Annotated in this window: 22 protein-coding genes; 9 read left to right on the top strand and 13 right to left on the bottom strand. The window is 62.8% G+C overall.

Annotation, left to right across the window (positions count from 1 at the left end):
- Positions 1-142: 142 nt before the first annotated feature.
- The 10 genes from I41_RS08830 to I41_RS08785 all read right to left on the bottom strand — a co-directional run bounded on the left by I41_RS08830 (position 143) and on the right by I41_RS08785 (position 11317).
- Positions 143-1054 carry a mechanosensitive ion channel family protein gene (locus tag I41_RS08830; protein ID WP_145432201.1) on the bottom strand — a complete coding sequence of 304 codons (912 nt, stop codon included), beginning with the start codon at positions 1052-1054 and terminating at the stop codon, positions 143-145.
- The gene (locus tag I41_RS08825) at positions 1051-2547 is read right to left on the bottom strand and encodes a type IV pilus biogenesis protein PilM (protein ID WP_145432200.1); all 1497 of its coding nucleotides are present in this window, start codon (positions 2545-2547) and stop codon (positions 1051-1053) included. Before I41_RS08825 ends, I41_RS08830 begins: the two co-directional genes overlap by 4 nt.
- Positions 2548-2735: 188 nt before the next feature.
- Positions 2736-4541 (bottom strand): type II secretion system minor pseudopilin, encoded by a 1806-nt coding sequence (locus I41_RS08820; RefSeq protein WP_168206775.1) that lies wholly within the window; start codon positions 4539-4541, stop codon positions 2736-2738.
- Positions 4531-5706 (bottom strand): PulJ/GspJ family protein, encoded by a 1176-nt coding sequence (locus I41_RS08815; RefSeq protein WP_145432198.1) that lies wholly within the window; start codon positions 5704-5706, stop codon positions 4531-4533. The genes I41_RS08820 and I41_RS08815 overlap by 11 nt, the downstream gene beginning before the upstream one ends.
- Positions 5703-6311 (bottom strand): type IV pilus modification PilV family protein, encoded by a 609-nt coding sequence (locus I41_RS08810; protein WP_145432197.1) that lies wholly within the window; start codon positions 6309-6311, stop codon positions 5703-5705. The genes I41_RS08815 and I41_RS08810 overlap by 4 nt, the downstream gene beginning before the upstream one ends.
- Positions 6312-6411: 100 nt before the next feature.
- A complete protein-coding gene (locus I41_RS08805) occupies positions 6412-7209 on the bottom strand; it encodes a pilus assembly FimT family protein (RefSeq protein WP_145432196.1) in 798 nt (265 codons plus the stop codon).
- A 3-nt stretch (positions 7210-7212) separates the two neighbouring features.
- A complete protein-coding gene (gspG, locus tag I41_RS08800) occupies positions 7213-7647 on the bottom strand; it encodes a type II secretion system major pseudopilin GspG (RefSeq protein WP_145432195.1) in 435 nt (144 codons plus the stop codon).
- A gap of 322 nt (positions 7648-7969) precedes the next feature.
- Complete coding sequence (locus tag I41_RS08795) at positions 7970-9172, bottom strand: type II secretion system F family protein (protein ID WP_145432194.1); 1203 nt, start codon at positions 9170-9172, stop codon at positions 7970-7972.
- 45 nt (positions 9173-9217) lie between these two features.
- On the bottom strand, positions 9218-9568 hold the full coding sequence (locus I41_RS08790) for a four helix bundle protein (protein ID WP_145432193.1): 351 nt from the start codon (positions 9566-9568) through the stop codon (positions 9218-9220).
- 51 nt (positions 9569-9619) lie between these two features.
- The gene (locus tag I41_RS08785; RefSeq protein ID WP_145432192.1) at positions 9620-11317 is read right to left on the bottom strand and encodes a GspE/PulE family protein; all 1698 of its coding nucleotides are present in this window, start codon (positions 11315-11317) and stop codon (positions 9620-9622) included.
- A 265-nt stretch (positions 11318-11582) separates the two neighbouring features.
- Here I41_RS08785 and I41_RS08780 point away from each other — a divergent pair, with 265 nt between their 5' ends.
- The 8 genes from I41_RS08780 to I41_RS08745 all read left to right on the top strand — a co-directional run bounded on the left by I41_RS08780 (position 11583) and on the right by I41_RS08745 (position 19578).
- Positions 11583-12056 (top strand): nucleoside deaminase, encoded by a 474-nt coding sequence (locus tag I41_RS08780; RefSeq protein ID WP_145432191.1) that lies wholly within the window; start codon positions 11583-11585, stop codon positions 12054-12056.
- A gap of 97 nt (positions 12057-12153) precedes the next feature.
- The gene (locus tag I41_RS08775) at positions 12154-12927 is read left to right on the top strand and encodes an AMP nucleosidase (protein WP_145432190.1); all 774 of its coding nucleotides are present in this window, start codon (positions 12154-12156) and stop codon (positions 12925-12927) included.
- 396 nt (positions 12928-13323) lie between these two features.
- Positions 13324-14034 (top strand): PEP-CTERM sorting domain-containing protein, encoded by a 711-nt coding sequence (locus I41_RS08770; RefSeq protein WP_145432189.1) that lies wholly within the window; start codon positions 13324-13326, stop codon positions 14032-14034.
- Between the two features lie 232 nt (positions 14035-14266).
- Positions 14267-15271 carry a DUF1559 family PulG-like putative transporter gene (locus tag I41_RS08765; RefSeq protein ID WP_145432188.1) on the top strand — a complete coding sequence of 335 codons (1005 nt, stop codon included), beginning with the start codon at positions 14267-14269 and terminating at the stop codon, positions 15269-15271.
- Between the two features lie 252 nt (positions 15272-15523).
- Positions 15524-16240 carry a deoxyribose-phosphate aldolase gene (gene deoC / locus I41_RS08760; protein ID WP_145432187.1) on the top strand — a complete coding sequence of 239 codons (717 nt, stop codon included), beginning with the start codon at positions 15524-15526 and terminating at the stop codon, positions 16238-16240.
- Positions 16241-16298: 58 nt separating this feature from the next.
- Positions 16299-17132: a purine-nucleoside phosphorylase gene (locus I41_RS08755; protein ID WP_145432186.1), complete on the top strand. Its 834-nt coding sequence runs from the start codon at positions 16299-16301 to the stop codon at positions 17130-17132.
- A gap of 181 nt (positions 17133-17313) precedes the next feature.
- Entirely contained in the window at positions 17314-18135 is an 822-nt protein-coding gene (locus I41_RS08750) for a purine-nucleoside phosphorylase (protein WP_145432185.1), read from the top strand.
- A 159-nt stretch (positions 18136-18294) separates the two neighbouring features.
- Positions 18295-19578, top strand: coding sequence for a thymidine phosphorylase (locus I41_RS08745; RefSeq protein WP_145432184.1), 1284 nt, complete (start codon positions 18295-18297; stop codon positions 19576-19578).
- Positions 19579-19614: 36 nt separating this feature from the next.
- On the opposite strand, the gene I41_RS08740 is transcribed toward I41_RS08745, so the two are convergent.
- Entirely contained in the window at positions 19615-20256 is a 642-nt protein-coding gene (locus I41_RS08740) for a hypothetical protein (RefSeq protein WP_145432183.1), read from the bottom strand.
- A gap of 1 nt (position 20257) precedes the next feature.
- The gene (locus I41_RS08735) at positions 20258-20500 is read right to left on the bottom strand and encodes an addiction module protein (RefSeq protein WP_145432182.1); all 243 of its coding nucleotides are present in this window, start codon (positions 20498-20500) and stop codon (positions 20258-20260) included.
- Positions 20501-20674: 174 nt separating this feature from the next.
- Here I41_RS08735 and I41_RS08730 point away from each other — a divergent pair, with 174 nt between their 5' ends.
- Positions 20675-21073 (top strand): cytidine deaminase, encoded by a 399-nt coding sequence (locus tag I41_RS08730; protein WP_145432181.1) that lies wholly within the window; start codon positions 20675-20677, stop codon positions 21071-21073.
- A gap of 590 nt (positions 21074-21663) precedes the next feature.
- Here I41_RS08730 and hpt read toward each other — a convergent pair.
- Positions 21664-22200: a hypoxanthine phosphoribosyltransferase gene (hpt, locus tag I41_RS08725; RefSeq protein ID WP_145432180.1), complete on the bottom strand. Its 537-nt coding sequence runs from the start codon at positions 22198-22200 to the stop codon at positions 21664-21666.
- Between the last annotated feature and the right edge of the window lie 76 nt (positions 22201-22276).

The following is a 22276-nucleotide window of genomic DNA, read 5'->3' as shown; positions in this document are numbered from 1 at the left end:
CGCCGACGAAATCACTGTCGCGAGCGACGCGGCGCGTCATCCTGCGCGGAGCGGAGGATCCTGGCTCGCGTACCGCGTGAGCTTACGGCTTCTTCGCTGCGGTCAGAATGACGGCTTGGCTTAGCGGCGCCGGCCTGAGGCTTCAGGCCGCTGGCGGCGCAAGCAATGTCGTCTGGCTGAAATTCTGGCCAGCCCGCAACTCGACGCGTCCCTTCTCGGTCTCGATCACCATGCGGCGATCCTCGATCTCGACGACTTTCCCCTTGAGCGTGCCGAACTCAATCGCATCGCCCACTTCGAAGCGGGAAACCGCGCCCGAGGTCTTGTTGCGGACCCAGCTCTGCCAGCCATCCGACCCGTAAACCGCCCCGGTGAATTCCGCCTCGGCAGCGCTAGTATCCGCCGACGCCTCGCCGCCGCTCTTGGGTGCGTGGGCGACGAACAGATTGCGGTCGGTCAATCGCTGGCGAACTTCGTCAAGCGATTTCACCCCTTCGATCGGTTGCGGTTCCCCCTCCGCCAGCTTATCGGTCCGCTTCGCGTCGGGCAGAATCAGCGCGGTCGCCGTCATCCCGCACGTCAGCTTTTGCCCGCCGTCGGCCGCGGTGATCGTGGCGGTGGAGATCCGGTGGAGATGCGGGCCAGAGTAAAAGCGGTGGAGGAAATCGGCCAGCTGCGCCAACGAGCCTTCCGCCCGTACTTCGACCGCCACCTCGGCGAATTGCGGGTTGCGCGCACTTCCCGATTTGTCGGCAATCTGCGTCACCGTCATCCCGGCTCCGGTGAGTTGAGCGCGCAGCCAATCCTGGTAAAGCGACTCCGCTACTTCGCGATTGGTCGGCAGCGATTGATTACGCCACTCGTTGACCTGCTTGCGCGCACGCTGACCCCGCAGTTCGGCGGTGCGGGCTTCGCTAAGCGCCCGTTCGGCCTCCAATTGCAGATTCGTGTGGCGGTCGACTGCTTCGCGATAGCGAGTCAGCCCTTGCGTCCCGAACCACAAAGCGCCGGCGGCCGCCACGGCGCCGATCAGCATTTTCTCGCGACTGGTCATGGCGTCGCTCCCGCGGCCGGAGTCGCGCGACTGGTCGAGTTTGGCGCTGCTTCCACGCGCTCGATTGTTTCCGTCACGCTGACGCTGTAGCCCGGGACGCCCTCGGCTTTTGGCTCAACGGCGCCGCGGTCGACGCGGTAACTTCCCTCGCGCAGCCGCCGCTCGGCAGGCTGGATGGCGTCGTTGCTCTTGGCAGCTGCATCGAAAGTCAGCAGCCGATTCGCCAGCGTTAGCCGAGTGAGAACCAAGTCCTGGTCGGCGGGAAATTTCTCGCTCGCCAGCGGTTCGGGCCGCATACGCTGGCTCAGGTGATCGAACTCAGTGAGCAAATTCGCCGACTGCCCGAGCCAGGTACGGATCGCGGCCGCTTTCGCTTCATCGGCCGCGTAGGCTTCGAGCGTCGGCGCAAGTGCCTTGCGCTCGGCGTCGGCCGCCTCGGCCAGTTCGAGCGGGCCCCGAATATTGCGGTAGCCCTGCCAGCCAATCATCGCGATCCCTGCCACAGCGGCGGCCGCGGCCAGAGCATACGTCCGGGCGCGACTCGGCGCCGGCGGGCGCCGGCGGGGATGGAGCAGATCTAGCGGCGCGCCACGCCCTTCGCCTGCCGCCGCTGCGAGCGCCGCCAACGGCGCCACGTCGACCAAGCTCAGGCCGACCGACTTCAAGTCGACGCCGCCATCCACATTCACCAGTTTCTCCAGCGGCGACGCTTGGACAGGCTTAGAAATCGTCGCCCCGAGTTCGCCGGCAATTTCATCGGCGTTCTCGCCGAGGTAAAAGCAGCGTGGGCTCGTCTCAGCCGCGTCGTGCCCTTGCGCCAGAGAAAGCAGCGTGCGCCGGATCTCATTCCCCAGCGCGGCAGCATCGGCGGCCGCGTTGTCGTCCGCTGGCAGCCACACCGTGCGAATGAGGCGCAGGTCGTCTCCCCTGCCGGCCCAGACCACGGCCTGACGGTCTATGATCGCTGAGAACACGCCGAGCGCGTCCGCGTCGCGGGCGCCGAGGGCTCGCCGTCCGAGCTCGACCCAGCCGAAGGGCTCGGGCACGGCCCGGTGGAATTTCAGGTCGCTGGCGTCGCACGTGGCGCGCAGCGTCTTCCACTGTGCCCCCGCCATTCCGGCGCCAAGCACCCGATAGGGACGCTCTTCGTCGCCGGCCAACGGCAAGAAATCAAATCCTTCGCCATCTTCCGATAGCTGAATGTCGCGCTCCGCCTGGAGGTGCACGAGATCGGGCAAGTCGTCGGCCGGCATCGGCGGCAGGTCGAGATTCTGGACCGCCAAATCGCCGCGCGGGATGGCTAGTACGGCAGCGACTCTTCCCAACTTCAACGCCGCGAGTCCTTCGCGAAGAGCTCGACCCCGTGCGGCGCCGTCAGCACCGCCGGGGAGTGCGATGCGGATGGCCCGCTCAATCTCCAAGCGTTCGCCGCCCCGCACCACGACGGCAATCGCGTCGGCAGAGGAAAGCTTGATGCCCAATGTTCGAGACATAGCGAAGTCGCGGGCGTGACGGCGGGGGGGCGGAAGGCGGGAATCGAGTCGGCTCCTCTATTGTAACCAGCGATCCAAGCCGTTGCGCAGCCCAAAGCTCGGTCCGGGACGGCTGCCGCGGCCCGCAAAAAGTGCCCAACTAGCCAAGTTGCGACGCGGCGGCGCGAGCGGCGCATCTCGGCCAGTCGCTAAGGCGCGTCACTCGACTCGACGCCGAGCGAAAGCGTCGAGTATCCGCGGCCCAGCGGCGACAAATCTCGCTGCAATCGTACATGCGGCGTCGTCCCCGATCTGTCGACGACAAACTCTTGTCTCGCAGCCGCCGGCCCGGCGTCGAAGAACCCTACGGCCTGGCCGCTGAAGGCGTCGCCGCCAGAGGTGACATACCGCTCCAATTGCCGCATCTCATCGATGGTGACAATCCCCTCGATCAGCAGCCACACTGGATGGCGTTGATCCGTGCCGTTCAGGTCGGGTTCAACCTCGCGGCGGCTCACGATCTTGCCGACTGCGGCTGCCGGGAGGCCTGGAATTGAGCCAAGCACCACCCGCGAGGCGGCGTTGAGGTTCACCCTGCCGGCGACGCGTCGGACGCCCGCCGGCGGAGCGGCCGCGTCGTAGAGCTTGAGCAACTCGCGGTACGAATTGACGTCGGCGCCCCACGGCGAGTCGACGTTTTGCGGCGGGTTGCTATCGGCGGCAGGGATTTGGACGCGTGCGCCGACCAGATCGAGCGGGGAGTTGATCTGAGTCTGTCCCTGCTGTTCATACTTCAACATGATCCCGGCCGCTTCGATTTCGATCGGGGTCTGGTTTTGATTCTGCCCCTGCCCGCCCGCGCCGCCAGGCTGTTGGCCGGAGCCGTTGGGGGTACCACCCTGCTGATTGTTCAGCCCGCCGGTATCTTGAATCGCCTGGATATCTTGAATCTGTTGGATCCCCTGCTGCCCGCCCGCGCCTCCGCCGGCGTTCGCGTTGCCCGCGTTCGCGGCGCCCGCGGCATTGGCGCCGCCAGCGCGGCCAGCCACCCCCGCGCCGCCTTGCTGCTGCTGATTCTGCAGCGGACCGTACTGCCGGTAGACGATGAGAAACTTCGCCTTGTCGTCGCCGATCGTCCCCTTCAGGCTGTTATACAGCGTTTGCAGATTCTGGCCGTTGAGGTCGAGCGTCGTTGCGCCCGCTGAGGTCGAGGCGCCGCTGGCCGCCGCTGCGGCAGGCTGCATCGCCTCGACGCTGGTCGTGGTGAGGTACGCCGACCAGCCGCGATTGAGCAGCCCGTCGGCGTTGTCGATCTCCAGCAACATTCCTCGCGGTGACTCGGCGGCGTCGATCAGTAGATTGCGGTTTTGGTCGATGCCGTAGAGCAACTCGGGAGTGACGCCGCGCACGAGCAGCAACTCATCGAGATCGGCGATGGGACCGTTGCGCGGCTCATAAGGAGGCATCGCCTGGGCGTACGCATCGGCCTCGCCGCCGTTAGTCCGCGGCGACGCGTCGGCGTCGAGCCAATCTAGAATCGCGTCGGCAATCTCGACCGTCATTCCTGGCAACGCCATCAGCCGCGTTTGGGCCTGCTCCTCAGCGCCCTCGGCCAAGAGCGTGTTGACGTTGAGCTTGGCCGATTCGTTCTCCAACCCGAAGCGATAACCCGAGTAGACGCCGTCGACCTGCGCGGGCGAAATAATCGAGAAGCGGCCGCGGTCGAACTCGTCTCCCTCATCGTCGACGACGATCGCCTGCATCGACGTCGGATTGCTGGCGAGCCCGCCTGACTGTAGCAGTTCGGATGGAGTGAGCGACATCAGCGCGCGGGCGTACTCGACGCCCGACTCCGCCAGTCGCCCCGCCTGCAAGCCGCGGCCATGGTGGCGAACGGCTTGGCGTTCGTTCTGCATCAACTCGAGATAGGTGGCGGTGCCAAGCGTGAGGAGCGCGACGACGACGAGGACCATGAAGAGGACGCTGCCGCGGCGACGTTTAGATTTATCTGCCATTGCCGCCTCCCTGTCGCCCGCCGCCGCCATTGCCGCCTTGGCCATTCTGGCCACCGCCGCTCTGGCCGCCGCCATTTTGACCGCCGCCGGCCTGATTCCCAGTACCGCCTTGGCTTCCCCCGTTTTGGTCGCCGCCGTTCTGGCCTCCCTGCCCTGGCTGGCCGCCCCCGCCATTTTGCTGTGGCGCGGGCAACAGCGCCGTCGCGGGCTGCGGCGGACTTACCTTTGGCAGACGCACGAACCGGCGATAGACCACGAGATCTTTCTCTGCATATTGCGAACCAGTGCGGCTCCGTGGTTGATTGGCGTCGTCGCTCGGGCCGTAGTTCGGTTCGTGAATCGTGAGCAAGATTTCAACGCCGGCCGGCAGCCCCCCATCTTCAACGACGTCCCACTCGTCGACCAATTGCTCGCCGTCGAAATAGTGGAACTCAAGCTTCACGACCTCGGGGGCCAATAGTTCGACTTTCGCCCCGTCGCGGCTCGCCGGGCTGGCAAGGGGATCGGCGTCGGCGCTGAGGGAAGCCGTCGGGACAAGCTCTCGGTAAAGGCCTGATCCGCTTGGCTCCTGCTCGACGTTGACTCCCTGCTGGGCGAATTCTTGCGCCGACAACGCGTTGCCGTCGCCGAGGTAGTAGCGCACGGTGCGCGGCAAGTCGCTGGCGCTCGTCGGCTCGGTCGGATCGACCTGCCGACTCGCCCGCGACCAATTCGGCGGCGCCCCGCGATCGATGCGGAGTTCTTCAGCCGTCCCGAAAATGCCGTGGATCGACGTCGGCGCCGGGCCGCTTCCGGCAGTTGAACCGGAGCTGCCGCTAGCGCTGCCGGCGTTGTTGCCAGTTCCGCCGCCGCCAATTCCTTGTTGACCTTGCCCGCCGGTTTGCGACTGATCCGGTTGGTTGCCGCCGCCGTTCTGGCCTCCCTGCCCTGGCTGGCCGCCCCCGCCGCTCGCCGCGGCAGCCGGCGGATCGAGTCGCAGCGCCGCGAGGTCGGCCGCCATCTGATCGAGGATCGTCCGCGCCAACTGCGCTGACTCGACGCGGCCGCGACTCGAATCGACGCGGATCATGTAAAGTTCGACGGCGGTCATCAGCAGGTACATCACCACCGATGTGAGGGCGATCGCGAGCACGATTTCCATGAGCGTGAACGCACGGCGGATCATCGCTGCGGCCCTCCCGCAGCGCCAGCGCCGCCAGCTTGCCCCGCGCCGCCCGACGTTTGCGACCCGCCTTGCTGTGCGCCGCCGGACTGGTTCTGGCCCTGCTGCGATTGCTGCTGCGCGTTGGCGTCGGCCTCTTCGTCAGCTTCGCTTCCCTCGGGAGTGGTCGACATCCAACGCACGAGGCGAAACTTGACGGGGTTGAACTTGGCTTCGATATCTTGCTCTACTTCAACGATCAGCGGATAAACGCCTTCGACCGTTGCTGTCCCCGTACTCACTGAATAAATCCACTGCACGTCGTCGTCGACTTCCAGCGGCTGGCGATTCGCGGGGGAGTCGTCGATCGAGCCGGCGAGGATTTCGTCCATCAGCGACGACGCGAGAAGTTGGGCCTGCGTCTCGGCCCGCGCGTCGGCGGCGTTTTGATTGGCTAGTTGCATCACCTCGCCGAAGATGGCGAGCGCCGCGCCGAGCACGACGAGGGCGAGGATCACTTCGAGGAGCGTGAACGCGCGCGATGCTGCCACATGGCCGCACGCAGAGGCTGGACGGCGCCGCTGCGGGCCGCGAATTGAGGAGCCGCGATGATCAATGATTCGGACCATAGAAGTGAATGATCGGCGATCTGCGATTCTCTTTGCTCCTCTAGTCCCCTCGCCATCTGGGCGAGAGAGCCGCAGACTTCAAATGTTAGCCAGGTTCAGTTTACTTACGTCGATCAGCGCGCTGCAGTTCCTCTTGGCTGAGGATCGCACTCGCCCGCCCGACGCCGGTCAGGCCACGGACCGACGCGCGGACAAACTGCTGCTTGCCGTTAGTCAGCAGGATCGATGCTTCCGACGCGGTCCCATCGGGGAAGAACAGAATCGGCGCCGATAGCGACGCTTGGGCGTCTTGGAGCGATCCGACGCTCCGCTCGCCCGATTGAAAATCCTCGACTGCCAGTTCGCCGCTCTGGAAGACGATCTCTTCCGGCAGCGATGCGTTGGTGACGGTGCTAACGCCGGCCGCCGCAGTCGCGGCGGTCGTGGAGTTGGCGCCGCTGCCGGTCGTCGCGGTCGCGGCGGCGGTCGTTGCCCCAGCAGCCGCGGCGCCACCGGCGGAACTGCCTGTCGTGCCGAGTAGGCCCGTCCACGGTTCAACGACAAATGTCCCAGTGTTCGGCGTGAAGCGAAACTGGTACGGCGTCCCCGTTTCGATCGCTTCCGCCCGGGCCCGCGACCAACCGGTGATGACTTGATCGCCGGCGCGGCGCAAACGCACCGACGCCATGCTGCCGGTGAATACGGGGATCACAAGGCCGCCAATGATTACCAACAGCGCGAGGACGACCAGGATTTCAATGAGCGTCATGCCGTGCGGATTGGCAGCCCCCGGCTCCGCCCTGTGGTCGGTCACCATGCCATTCAACGTCGTCCTACCTAACGCTCCCCCCCGGCGGAGCCGAGGGCTGAAGTGCGCGTGTGGTTGGTTGAGGGCCGCAATGGCGCCGGGCGTCGGCATCGGTTACTCCCAGTTGCCGATGTCGTCTTCCGAGCCGCTCTGACCGTCGGGACCGTTCGACCAGAAATCGTACTTATTGGCGTTCTTTTTCCCCTCGGCGGTGTATTGATACTCATTGCCCCACGGGTCAGCCTTCAACTCTTCCATGTAGGGGCCCGCCCATTTGTCAGAAGCGGACGTGTCGCTGGGCTGCTCCCACAGGTCGGCGAGCTTCGTCGGGTACTTGTTCATATCCAGGCGATACATGTCGATTGCGGTCCGCACGAGCGGAATGTTCGATTTAGCGGCGTTGATGCTCGCCTTGTCCTGCGTGCCGGTGAAGACATTCACCGCCAGCGAACCGATAATCACCAGGATGATCAGCACCAGGAGAACTTCGATAAGGGTAAAACCGGTGGCGCGGCGGGCCCGACGGTTGGTCACTCTGCTTCCAGTCATGACAAATCCTTTCCTCTCACTTGCCTGGGGAGGTCTGGAGCGGCTGGCGACGACGAGGAAAGCCGTTGCGCGAAGCCGCTGGTGGGAAATACTTACCAATGAATACCTAACCACGAAGGCACGAAGACACAAAGAAAGACACTAAGAGGAAATAGATTGATGCATTGATCCATTCAGGTAAGACGGGTGTGGCTCGGTCTTCTGCTTAACAAAAAACATATCAAGCGCTCAAACTCGAATCCTTGCCTTCCCCCCGCTTCGTGCTTTCCTTCATGTCTTCGTGCCTTGGTGGTTCTGTTCAACGACCGCGATATCGTTTCGCTCACATCGCCATCGCGGATTTTAGCATAGGGAGCATCAGCGCGACTACGATCACCAGCACCGCCGACGCCAGGACCAGCAGCAGCACCGGTTCCAGCAGCCGCACGAAGAGGTCGAGCCGACGCCAAGTTTCCTTTTCCAATGAGTCGGCGATGTTCGTCAGCACCGTTTCCAGCGTGTTCGATTGCTCGGCCACGGCAACCATTTCGACGACGTTTGGCGGAAAGTGGCCGCTCGCCCCGAGCGGCGTCGCCAGCGACTGGCCCGCCGTAATGTTATCAGCCGCCTCATTGATCGCCGCCGCCAGCACGCGGTTGCCCGTCGAATCGCTGCTGATCTTCAGCGACCGCACGATCGGCACGCCGCCGGCGAGCAATGTGCCGAGCACGCGACAAAAGCGGGAAACGGCGAGATTCTGGTAAATCGTCCCCGCTTGCGGAATCTTCAACCGCACGCGGTCGAGCCACCACTTCCCTTGTTCGGTCTGCAGTTGATTGCGCGCCAGCAGCACGACCCCCGCAACGACGACCGCGATGATGAGGCCGTACGAATGAACGCTGTCGCTCACGAACAGCAACCAATCGGTGAGCGCCGGCAGTTCGCCCTTCGCCCGCAATCGTGCGAAGAGGTCTTCAAATTTCGGCACGAAGAAGATCACCAGCACGGTGACGATCGTGACGCCGAACACCGCGAGGAAAATGGGATACGCCATCGCCCCCATGACGCGGCCTTTGAGTTCGGCCTGTTGATCGGTGAACTTCGCCACGCGCTCCAGAGCTTCCTCCAGGAACCCGCCTTCCCCGCCCGCGCGAATAATGCTGCGCGATAGATCGTTGAAGGCGCGCGGATGCCGCGCCATGGCCTCGGCGAGCGAATCGCCCTCGGTAATGCGAGCGTGGAGATCATCGACGATCTTCTTGAGCGTTGGATTGGTCGACTGTCGACCTAACACTTCCAACGACCGCAGCAGCGGCACCCCGCTCCGCAGCAGCGCGGCCATCTGGACGTAGAACTGCGACATCGCCTGCGGGCGAACCTTCAGCGACCCCGCCTGCGCGACCTTGCCGCCCGAGGCCTTCACCTGAACGGGGAAGAGATCTTTTCCCGACAGAGCCAGCAAGGCTTCGCGCTGCGTACCGGCAGACAACACGCCTTCGACGCGCTGGCCTGTCGTGGTTCGAGCTATGTACGCAAAGTCGGGCATTACAAATGGGGAATGCTGAATGGGGAATGGGGAAAAACGGAGGACTCACCGTGATTTGGTTGTCTTGATGGAGCTAACAATGATCTTCATCAACTCTTCCGCTTCAACTCTCAGTTCGCGGAGACGGACAGCAGTGACTATGTCTCCATCAACAAGTAGCTCCATCCAATAGATTGTCTCATCTAGTTCTTGTTCAACGATGCCCAGCTTAGCGATAAACTCAGCGTCAGAACGCGCCCGGCTAGCTTCGCGGTAGTTGGCGCCAACGGATGTCCCAGATCGAAGCAATTGGTTGCCAATAACCCGTGCCAAATCCGAATGGGGCAATGCGGAAAACAATCTCATCACCCGCAAAGCGACTTGCTTCGTACGATTGCTCAACTCCTGGTTGCGCATCCACGTCTCCCCGTCCTACCCCATTCCCCATTCGGCATTCCCCATTCCCTTCTACATCCGATCGCTTTTCGTTACCCGCAGCACCTCGTCGACCGTCGTGATTCCCTCCAGCACTTTGTGCCAGGCATCGTCGCGAAGCGTCCGCATTCCCTCTTTGAGCGCGATCTTGCGAATCTCCCAACTGCTCGCGCGGTCGTGCGCCAGCTGCCGCACGCCGTCGGTCGTTTCGCAAAGCTCAAAAATCCCTTGCCGCCCGGCGAACCCGGAGCCGCGGCAGCTGCGGCAGCCCGTGTTGCGGTAAATCGGACGGTCGAGCGCCTGGTACTCTTCCCAAGGGAAGTCGTCAGGCAGTTCGTCCCGCTTCGGCATATACTCTTCGCGGCACTTCGTACAGAGCCGCCGCACGAGACGCTGGGCCATCACCCCTTCAATGGTGCTCGCCACCAGGAACGGCTCGATCCCCATGTCGACCAGCCGGGTATAAGCGCTCGGCGCGTCGTTCGTGTGGAGCGTGCTGAACACCAAGTGACCGGTGAGCGACGCCTGGATCGCGTTCTCCGCCGTTTCGTGATCGCGGATTTCGCCCACGAGCACCACGTCGGGGTCGTGCCGCAAGATCGACCGCAACGACGCGGCAAACGTCAGCCCGATCTTCGGATGAACCTGAATCTGGTTGATCCCTTCGAGCTGGTATTCGACCGGGTCTTCCGTGGTGATGATTTTCGTATCTTCGCTCTTGATGCCGACCAGCGCGCTGTACAGCGTCGTCGTCTTGCCAGAGCCGGTCGGGCCCGTCACCAGAATAATCCCGTGGGGCATGCGGATGAGCCGGTCGAACGCCGCCTTCATCCGCGGCGCCATGCCCAGCTTCTCGAGGGAAAACTCCATCTTCCCCTTGTCGAGAATACGCATGACGATGCCCTCGCCATGCAGCATCGGAATCACTGACACGCGGACGTCGACCTCGCGGCCATGAACTTTCAGTTTGATGCGCCCATCCTGCGGCAGGCGCTTTTCGGCGATGTTCATCCGCGCCATGATCTTCAAACGGCTGATGATCGCCGCTTGAAAGCGGTTGATCTCCGGCGGCGTCGGCTGCTGTTGCAGTAGGCCGTCGATGCGGTAGCGCACCTTCACGCCCGAGGGCTGCGATTCGATATGGACGTCTGACGCGCGCGAGTCGATCGCTTCGAGCAAAATTTCGTTCACTAGGTGAACGACCGACGCCTCCTGCACTTCGGCGGCGATCTCGCCGTCTTCGAGTTGCAGGCCGTCGACGAGTTCGACTTCTTCCTCATCCCGCTGGGCGAGCAGCCCTTCGATCGTCTCGCTGCCGACGCCGAGATGGGTCTTGATCCGCTTGGCGATCGCCTCGCGGGTGGCGACCACCGGAATGATCGGACAGCCCAGAGCCGCAGCCGCTTCGTCAAGCGGGTAGAGGTTTAGCGGATCGGAAGTGGCAACTACGACGGCGCCGCGACGGCGTTCAATCGGAAACAGACCGTGGCGGTGGATCAGCTTAGGCGGGAAGGTTTGCAGCAGCGTCAAGTCGACCGACGCCCCTTCGAGGTCCAGAAAGTCGACCCCGGTCTCCAGCCCAAGCGCTCGCAGCGCATCAGCCTCGCCCACGAGTCCCATCTCGACGGCCAACTGGTCGACGCGCGCACCGTTGGTACGAGCATCGACGGCGCGCGAAAGCTCCGAATCGGAAAGCAGGCCGTGCTTGAGCAAGATCTGACCGGCGTCCATCGGAACTCTGGGCGAAGCGGAGGGAAGCAGAGGCGAGATTGGCGGGGGCAGTCGCCTTCCGACGTGGCTCGCCACAGCCTTGCATTATGGGCGAAGCGGGCGCCGCCGGCAAATTTGCCGATGCGAGCGGGGCGGACCCCACGTGAATTGAACCCCTCCGCCGCACAAATGGCTCGCCCCACGCGGTAATCCACTGAGCTTGGTTCGATCGGGGGGCGTGATACACTAATCCGCCTCGCCCTCGCCCGTTTCTCGGAGCACCCTCATGATTCCCCCCGAAGACCTCATGCGGCTGGCCATCGAGCGCTGCCGCGAAGGCCTCGCCCGTGGCCAAAGCCCTTTTGGCTGCGCCATTGCAGTCGGCGACCGCGTTATCGCCAACGAGCACAATACGGTCGTCCTCACCACCGATATCACGGCACATGCCGAGGTGAACGCCATCCGGGCGGCCAATCGGGCGATTCAGAACATCTTCCTGGAAGGGGCGGTGGTCGCCACCACCTGCGAGCCCTGCCCGATGTGCATGGCCGCCCTCCACTGGGCCCGGGTCGATACGGTTTACTACGGCGCGACGATCGCCGACGCGGCGTTGGGAGGTTTTAACGAGCTCCAGTTCCCCGCCGCCGAACTGCTGCGACAGGGCGGCAGCAAGCTGAAACTCATTCCCGGTCTGCTGCCCGAGGAATGCAAGAAGCTGTTCCTCGAGTGGCAGTCAAATCCCAATCACCGCGTTTATTGAGCATTTGTCAGTTGTCCGTCGTCAGTTGTCAGTCGCGGTAAGATGGCCCATTGAAAGCAACTGACAAAGGACTACTGACCATGGACCAAGTAAGCCAATGATCACGAAGCTCGATCTCGTCCAAGACTGGCTCCCACGTTACACCGGGATGCCGCTGAACCAGTTCGGCGAATACGTCCTCCTCACCAACTTTCGCGGCTACGTCACGCGATTCGCCGAGAAATTCAGCTGCGCGGTCTACGGCATCGACCGCCCGATGCAGGCCGCGACGAACACCGACGGCCTGACAATCATTAACTTCGGCATCGGCTCGCCCAACGCGGCGACGGTGATGGATCTGCTCACCGCCTATACCCCGAAGGCGGTCCTCTTCCTGGGCAAATGCGGCGGCCTTAAGCGTTCGACGGAAATCGGCCACTTCATCCTCCCTATTGGCGCCATCCGCGGGGAAGGAACGTCCGACGACTATCTGCCGAAGCTCGTGCCCGCGCTTCCCTCGTTCAAGCTCCACAAGTTCGTCTCCGAAAAGCTGGTCAATCGCCATCTCGACTACCGGACCGGAGTCGTCTACACCACCAATCGCCGCGTCTGGGAGCATGACGACGATTTTCGCCGGCAGCTGATTGAATACACGCCGATCGCCATCGACATGGAAACGGCGACCATTTTCGCCGTCGGCCACAAGAATCAGATCGCCCGCGGAGCGCTGCTGCTCGTTTCCGACCTGCCGATGACGCCCGAAGGGGTGAAAACGCAGCTCAGCGACCAAAAGGTCAGCCAAGACTGGTCCGACGTGCATTTGGAGATCGGCATCGAGTCGCTGAGCAAAATCGACGAGCAAGGAGAGCAGATCAAGCACTTCCAGTATTAGGGGGCGGCTCGGACACTGCCCTGGGAAAACCGACCGGCGCCGACAAACCGGGCAGGCCCGTCTGTATCCCCTCTTCGCGAGCATGGGTGGCCAGGAGGCTGCAACCCCTTTTACAGCATGCATTTACGAACCCATTCCAGAGAAAAGTCTCCTGCGGGACACGCCCGCCTCGCCGCGGCGCCCGGTTTGCGTACCGCATTCCGTTTGGTCCGGTCATGACGCGCGTAACGAATAAGTTAGAAGTTCGTCGATCTCTCGCTATGATGGACCTGAATTCTTCATGTCGTGCGCGTACGCTGGACCTTAGCCTCCCAACGCCTTCCGGATTGGGAGCTAAGTGAGCGCCGTTGGCATCCGCTGTCCGTTTTCATTGGTTGACACCAAAGGAGAAGTCTAATGAAGGTTTTGAGTTTAGCCGCCGCGTTCGTCGCGTCGGCACTTGCTGTGACATCGCTAGGGCCGGCGTCCCACGCCGCCATCATTGCCCAGTGGACGATCGAAGGTGCAACGACGCCTGCCGATCTTATCGACAGTGCGGTCGGCCCGACGGTGGCCGCGGCCACCGGCACGGGTTCGCTTGTCGGCGTGCATGCCTCGGCAGCTAGCGACTGGACGACGCCGTCGGGCCCAGCCTCCGACAATGCCTACAGCGTCAACACCTGGACCACGGGCGATTATTTCCAGTTCTCGTCAACGACCGCCGGCTTTGAAAACATCAAGGTCAGTTTCGACGCGACCGGCAGCAATACCGGCCCTAAAGACTTCAAGATCGCTTATAGCACCGACGGCGTGAGTTTTACCGACTTCGGTACATACAGCTTGATCAATGCCGCGTGGTCAGCGGCGCCAGCGTTCGTCAATCCGCCCACGGCTCATTTTGACTTCGACCTGAGCGCCATTACGGCCCTGGACAGCATTCCGCTGGCAACGTTCCGGCTCATCCAGGTCGGCACGACGTCGATCAATGGCGGCTCCGTCGCCGCCGGCGGCACGAGCCGCATCGACAATGCCACGATCACGGGCGACGTCGTCATCCCCGAGCCAGCCACGCTCGCGCTCGGCGGGATTGCCCTCGTCGGGGTCGCTGCGATTCGCCGACGCGGCTAAATTTTTACGTCCAAACCCCAATTCGGGCGACCGCAGTAGCAAAAACGCTGCATAAATAGCAGAAAACGGCAGGCAGCCATCGAGCTGCCTGCCGTTTTTTGTTCAATTCCACCTTCTCTATTTGAATCTAGTAAAAGACTTTGATACCTTAACGCCCACAAGGGACGTGCTTCTTGTCAGCATTGGACGCGCGACACTCATTCGTCGCTACCTCGAAAACTGAGGACGTCCAATGTCTCGCCGCCGCCTTCGCGCACGATTGGCGCCTGCCTTCACGCTGGTCGAGCTCCTGGTCGTCGTCGCCATCATCGCGATTCTCATCGCATTGCTACTCCCCGCCATCCAGGCCGCTCGCGAAGCGGCCCGTCGCGGCAACTGTCAGAGCAACCTCAAGAACCTCGCCCTCGCGGCCCTCAACTTTGAATCGTCCCGCGGCTACTTCGCTCCCGCCGCGCAAGACCGCGACGGCGAACCGCCGACCGGCGTCATGCCGGCGCTCGCCACGCACAACGGTATCACGTTCCTCCTGCCCCATTTCGAGCAAGGCAACAAGTTTGAACAGATTAATCTCGACTGGGATTGGGACGACACGTCCCGCTCCAAGAACGAACAGGCCACCAAGCAAGACCTCGGCGGCATTCTGATCTGCCCCTCGTCGCCTGTCGTTCAGGTCGCCCGCCACGCGACCGACTACTGCGCTGCCAATCGAGTCGATCCCTCCGGCCCGAAAAGTCTCGCCCCCCTGATCGCCGCCAAACTCGTCGATGGCAAGAACAATCTCCCCGAACTCGACCGCGGCTGGGACAACGTTTTGCAGTACGATTTCCTCGATACCGTTCCCCCGCTCGCCACCGACCGCCGACGCACCGACTCCGCCGAAGTGACCGACGGCCTCTCCAATACGTCGCTCTACATGGAGTCTGTCGCCAAGCCCTTTATGTTCGGGTGGTATCAACGCAACGCCGACCCGGCCCCGCTGTTCTACAACGGCGAAGAAAACCGCGCCATCAATAGCCGCTTCCGTTGGGCCAGCCCCGAGACTTGGATGAGCATCAACAACTTCTGCCACACGTCGCAGATCATCAACTGCAACAACGTTTCGCAACCCTACGGTTTTCACCCGGGCGGCATCCTCATCAGCTTCGCCGACGGCCGCGTCGAGTTCACCCGCGAGGAGATCGACCCCAACGCGTTCGTGGCCTTCATTACGATGTCGGGCGGCGAATCGGTCCGCTGAAACGGGAAATGACCACCACGATGCAAAGGCGCGGAGGATGCACCAAGAAATTGCTGATGACGGCATGGCAACCTGCTGCTTTCTTTCCGATTTCCTCGCCGACTCCTTAGCGCCTTCGTGCCTTAGTGGGCAAACTTCCCCACATTTCCTAGGCTCCTTGACGGTTGAATCTGATAGCGAATCCCCCGACGTTTCGCTACGATGGGTCCGGCCCCGCCCTCCCCCGCTAGCCCGCCCTTGAGCCGCCGCCCCATGTCGATCGTCGCTCTTATCGACCACGCCGTTCTCCAGCCCACCCAAACCGACGACGACCTTCACGAGGCCTGCCGACTCTGTATGGAAGTCGGCGTGGCGAGCGTCTGCGTGAAGCCCTCGATGGTCCCCCTCGCCGCGGAGTTGCTCGCTGGCTCGAAGGTCGTCCCCAGCACCGTGATCGGCTTCCCCCACGGCGGCACGACCACCGGCGCCAAGGTCTGCGAAACCGAGATCGCCGTCGTCCAAGGCGCCCGCGAAGTCGACATGGTGGTGAACATCGGCCGGGCGCTGGCCGGCGACTGGCAATTCGTCGGCGACGACATCCGCGCCGTCGTCGAGGTCGCCACTGCAAACGGCGCCATCACCAAAGTCATCTTCGAGTGCGGGCTGCTCCCCAACGACGACGTCAAACGCCGCCTCTGCGAACTCAGCGAAGCCGCCGGCGCCGCGTTCGTGAAAACCTCCACGGGCTTCGGCATGGTGAAGGGTGAAGGCGGCGGCATGGTCGCCACCGGCGCCACCGAGCACGACATCCGCCTGATGCGCACCGCCTGCAGCCCAGCCGTCCAAGTAAAAGCTTCCGGCGGGATCCGCAGCTTCGCCGACGCCCAGAAGTTCGTCGCCCTCGGCGCCACGCGACTGGGTACCAGTGCCACCGCATCGATCGCCGCCGGCGAACGGGGCGAAGCAGCCCAAAGCGGCGGAGCATACTAGTGGTTAATCTCCCCGCTCCCACATTCAGCACAACGCAAGACTCCGCCTCACGCCCCATATGCTAGAACTATACTTGCAGATCGAAGCCGCCGCCGCCGCCGTCCGTGAGCGTTGGAACGAAACGCCCCGCGCCGGAATTATCCTCGGCACCGGCCTGGGCAACGTCGCCGACGAAATCGAATCGCCCGTCGCGATTGATTACCCCGACATCCCCAATTTCCCGCGATCCACCGCCACCAGCCACCGCGGTCGCCTCGTCTGCGGCCGACTCGCCGGCGTGCCGGTCGTCGCGATGGAAGGCCGCTTCCATCAGTACGAAGGCTACCCGCTCAAGCAGATCACGCTGCCGGTCCGCGTGATGAAGGCCCTCGGCGCCGAGACGCTCATCGTGTCGCAAGCCGTCGGCGGCATGAACCCGTACTACAAGGCGGGCGACGTCATGGTGATCGACGATCACATCAACCTGATGGGCGACAACCCGCTAGTGGGCGTGAACGACGACCGCCTTGGCCCGCGTTTCCCCGACATGTCGGCGCCCTACACCCCGGAGCTGATCGAAGTCGCCCTCGAAACGGCCCGCCGCGAAAACTTCGTCGCCCACCGCGGCATTACCGTCGCCGTCACGGGGCCGAACCTCGAAACGCGCGCGGAATACCGCTTCCTCCGCATGATCGGCGCCGACGTGGTAGGCATGTCGACCGTCCCCGAAGTGATCGTCGCCGTCCACGCCGGCCTCCGCGTCTTCGGCCTCTCCGTGATCACCGACATGTGCCTCCCCGACGCCTTGAAGCCGGCCGACATCCACGAGATCATCGCCTTTGCGAACTCCGCCCAGCCAAAGTTACGAGCGTTAGTCCTCGCCGTCCTCCAGCACGAAGCGCAGCGGGCATAGCGTTGCGTGCTTCCGAGAAGTGAGTCAACCACGAAACAGACGAAAGAAACGAGAAGAGGAGAAAGCAAGAGAAGCCAATCCCGTACTTGCTCTCTTCCTCGTTGAGAAGTACTCCTTCAATTATTTCACTTTCGTCCTTTTCGTGTGTTTCGTGGTTAACAAAAGAACCCGCGCAAGAGCAATGCTCCATCTCGCCTCGCAGATCGCCGAAACCGCCGCCTTCGTGCGCACGCATTGGAACGCCACGCCCAAGGCTGGCGTCATCCTCGGCTCCGGCCTCGGCGATTTCGCGCATGAGATTGAAGCCGCCGCGACGATTCCCTACGCCGACCTCCCCCATTTCCCGCACACCACCGCCATCGGCCACGCCGGCCGCTTGGTCTGCGGCGCGCTCGCCGGCGCCCCGATCGTCGCCTTCCAGGGCCGCTTCCACCTCTATGAAGGCCACTCGGCCGAGACCGCCTCGCTCCCCGTCCGCCTCCTTGCCGCGCTCGGCGGCCGCACGCTCATCGTTTCGAACGCCGCCGGCGGCCTCAATCCGCAGTACGGCACGGGCGACGTGATGCTGATCGACGACCAGATCAACCTGATGTTCAAGAACCCGCTTATCGGCGTGAACGACGACGCCCTTGGCCCGCGCTTCCCCGACATGTGCGCGCCGTACGACAAACAGCTTCAGCGCCGCGCGGTCGAAATCGCGATGCGCGAAGGCTTCGTCCTCCATCGCGGCGTCTACGCCTCGGTCCTCGGCCCGAACTACGAAACCCGCGCCGAGTACCGCATGCTCCGCCGCCTCGGCGGCGACGCCGTCGGCATGTCGACCACGCCCGAAGTGATCGCCGCCGTCCACGCGCGTCTACGCGTCCTCGGCCTCTCGACGATCACCAACGTCGGTTCCCCCGACTCGCTTGGCGAAACCTGCGGCCACGAAGTGCTCACCGTCGCCGCCGCCGCCGGCGCCAAACTCAGCGCCATCGTCCGCGGCGTGGTGGAAACGCTGTAAGAGGTATTTCACTCAAAGGCGCAAAGGCGCGAAGGAATACAATTCCCGGCCGAGCCTAAGAGCATGATTCAATCGCTGGTCTTACCAGAACGTTTATAATTTCTTCTTCTTTGCGCCTTCGCGCCTTTGCGTGAGATCATTCTTCCAGAGCCAAAGAACATGAACCCCGTCTGGATCATCCAAAAGAAACGCGATCGCGAGCCCCTCACCGACGCCGAGATCGCCGCGTTCATCGGCGGCTACGCCCGCGGCGCGATCCCCGATTACCAGATGTCGGCCCTCGCGATGGCGATCTACCTCAACGGTATGACCGCCGATGAGACCGCCTCGCTCACCGACCACATGCTCGCCTCGGGCGCCCGCTTCGAGTGGCCCGACGACGGCGTGCCGCGCGTCGACAAGCATTCCACCGGCGGCATCGGGGACAAGACCTCGCTGCTCCTCGCCCCAATGCTCGCTTGCTGCGGACTCGAAGTCCCCATGATCTCCGGCCGCGGCCTCGGCGCCACCGGCGGCACGCTCGACAAGCTCGAAGCGATCCCCGGCTTCCGCACCAATCTGACGATGGACGAAGTCCGCGCCGTCGTCGCGAGAACCGGCTGCGTCATCACCGGCGCCACCGCCGATCTCGTCCCCGCCGACCGCAAGCTCTATGCCCTGCGCGACGTGACGGCGACCGTCCCCTCCATCCCGCTCATCACTGCGAGCATCATGAGCAAGAAACTCGCCGAGGGACTCGACGCGCTCGTGCTCGACGTGAAATTCGGCACCGGCGCCTTCATGAAGACCGAGGCCGACGCCCGCGCGCTGGCCCAGTCGCTCGTCGCCACCGGCAAGCGAATGGGCGTTGCGACGACGGCGCTGCTCACCGACATGAATCAACCCCTCGGACGCATGGCCGGCAACGCGGTCGAGGTCGACGAATCAATCGCCGCCCTGCAGGGCAACGGACCCGCCGACCTCATGGAGTGCACGCTCGCATTAGGCGCCGAGGTGCTCGTGTCGTCAAAGCACTCGACGAATGGCGCGGAAGCGATCCAAACTCTGCAGCAAACGATCGACTCCGGCAAAGCCCTGGAGCAATTCGCCGAGATGATCGCCGCCCAAAACGGCGACCTCAACGCCCCCCGCCCCATCGCTCCCACGAGCGATCTCGCGAGCCCCCGCAGCGGCTACCTCGCCCGCATCGACGCCGAGCTCCTCGGCAAAGCGATCATCGCCATGGGCGGCGGCCGCCAAGTCCTCAGCGACGCGCTCGACCATTCCACGGGTTTGGAAATGCTCACTCGCCTCGGCGACAAGATCGACGCCGGCCAACCGCTGGCCCGCATCTTCGCCACACCAATGATCGCCGAACGCGTCCGCCACACGCTGCTCGAAGCGATCCAAGTCGCCGACGAACCGCCGACGGTCGGACCGCTGATTCTGGATCGCGTTGGGTAAGGACTCGCCTATCGTTGCTTCCAACCGCGGCTGCAACTACTCGTCGCTGTCGTCATTCTCCCGATGAACGACGCAATCTGGGCAACGTCGTTGAAATTCATGCACGCCTTCTTCTGTAACGAGCGTCTTGCTCACTATCAGATTCTTCAGTCGCGGCAATTCGGTTAGCCGAAGAATGCCGCGATCAGTCACCTTCGTTCCATAGAGACTTAAATCTTCAATACGATGAAGTTGCGTCAAGATTGGAATAATCTCATCTCCAATTGGCGTATCCACAATTCCGCCACCTGTGAGCGTCGGTAACTCGGTGAGAAGGGCTAATGCTTCCTTCTCCCCATGGAATTTATCGACGATGAAAATGTCCGGCACAAGGAAAAAGTGTTCGCCAAACAATTCACGAAGGAAAGCGGGCCCCGGCGGCCCGGCGCCGGAGAATCGATCGTTAACGCGATCCCACTCACGCAGATATCCAATGCTCACGCCTTGCTCCGTCAACGCGAGAACGGCTTCCGCCTGAATACGGGAAGCGATCAGACGGCGACTAACCCAAGCGCAAGGGAGCGAAACTAGAGTTACGGCAAGCAAGAGTCTGCGCGTCGAAAATCGCAGAAATCGACGACGATCAGGGCGATTGGGAGATGACGTTTCATCATCTCTTACCCCTTCTGAGGCGTCCATGTTAACAAGCGATATCATGCCTAATTCGCGACAACGCCGCGTCCCGGATGCTCGACCAAGGCGTCAACTTCATCTCCCCGGCCTCGATTGCAGCCACGCGACGCTCCAACTCGGGAGCCCAATCTTCATGCAGCGCGACGTCCGCATCAGCCGGCACGATATCCCACAGAGCGTTGAACAAACGCAATTGGTCATCGGCCCCTAAATGCTGGGCAGCATTCAATAACGAATTGAAGTCGGCCATGTTTTATCCTCCACAATGATTCTAGCAGCGTTTCACGCCGCATGAAAACAATCGCCCGCCTATATCCGTTGGATGCGATTGCTTTATTCCTCGCATAGCACAAAATATCGACACGGCAGTAGGAGATGAGCAACTGCTCGACTACGGTTGGCCTACCAAGAGAGAAATTGAACCATGACGCCGCTGCCAGTCGAAACTCTCCGCTCCGCCGCGCTCGCCGTCCGCACCCACGCCCACGCCCCCTACTCCAAATTCCAAGTCGGCGCCGCAGTCCTCACCTCCGGCGGCGAGATCTTTGCCGGCTGCAACGTCGAAAACGCCTCCTACGGCCTGACGATCTGCGCCGAGCGCGTCGCCGTCGGCGCCGCCGTCGCCGCGGGGCACAAACAAATCGTCGCCGTCGCGGTCGTCTCCAGCGGCGGGCACTCTCCCTGCGGCGCCTGCCGGCAGGTCCTCAGCGAGTTCGGCCCCGCGATGGAAGTGATCCTCATCGACGCCGACGATCCGACCAAGACGCGCACGACGACGCTTGCGGCTCTCCTGCCCGAGCAGTTCTCCTCCGGCGCGCTCTAGCGCCGGCGAGTCTCGCGGAAAGCTTGTCAAGATGGCCAAATTGGCCAGCTGCACAGGATTCCCTTTCTCCGCTAGAACGAACCATGCCGCGCGGACCACGCTCGCCAAGCGGCGTCGGCAACTTTAGCCCTCGGCTCCGCCGGGGGGTAGCACACCGTAGGACGACGCCGATTCAACCGCCATGATTCTTGGCAATGCTTAGCAGATAGCGATTTTGACCACAGAGATCACAGAGAACAGCGAAGGGAGATGACCCAGGGGTCGCCTTCTCTGTGGCCTCTGTGTTCTCAATGGTAAGGGCGCATCGCGATCGCAGTTGAAGAAGCTTTGGAACGGGGGGCTGAGGATTGCCGTAGCCTCGAATTCATTCTGTCGCCGCGATCGCCCAGCGAATTATGTCGCGACAGAAATCAAAACGACAGAAATGACTTATGCGAACGTCACGCAACGCAACTGCCGAGTATCGAACGAGTTCGTCGGACCCGCAATCGCGCAACTCCGACGTCTTGGGCATTCTGTCGCCAAAAATGAGTTCCGCGACAAATAGAACGTCGCGACAGAAATACCTGCCGTCAGTCGAACAAGGCCGGCTAGAGCGAACGATGCCGTTCCAAGTCGTCCGGCTCCAGCGCCGCCAGGTAGGGCAGGTTGCGATACATATCCTCGTAGTCGAGGCCGTATCCGACGACGAATTCATCGGGAATGTTGAACGCCGTGAAATCTGGCTCGTAGGTCGACTCCTGCCGCCCTTCTTTCCGCAGCAGCACGGCGGAGCGGACGCTGGCCGGGCCGAAATCGTGGAGTTTGGCGACGACTTTTTCCAGCGTGTGGCCCGTGTCGAAAATGTCGTCAACCAGCAGCACGTCGCGGCCGGTGATGTCGAGCATCAGCTCGCTGTTGATCGTCAGATCGCCGCGGGTCGTCGTGGCGCCGCGGTAGCTGCTCGCCTGAATCACGCCGACGCGCATCGGCTGGTGGATCAACCGAATCAGGTCGGCTACCAGCACGACGCTGCCGGTAAGCACGCCGACGATGGTGAGCTGCCGTCCCTCGAACGCCCGCTCAATCTCGGCCGCCATCCGGGCGACGCCGTCGTGAAGTTCTTCTTTGCTGAGCAGCGTTTTCATAGAAGCGTCCTAGAAGACTAACCACCAAGGCACGACGGCACAAAGGAAGCACGAAGAATGCGAGGAGAAGTGAATA

This window comes from Lacipirellula limnantheis (genome assembly GCF_007746075.1).
Classification (GTDB): domain Bacteria; phylum Planctomycetota; class Planctomycetia; order Pirellulales; family Lacipirellulaceae; genus Lacipirellula; species Lacipirellula limnantheis.
This window is presented reverse-complemented; position numbering and strand designations above follow the sequence as displayed.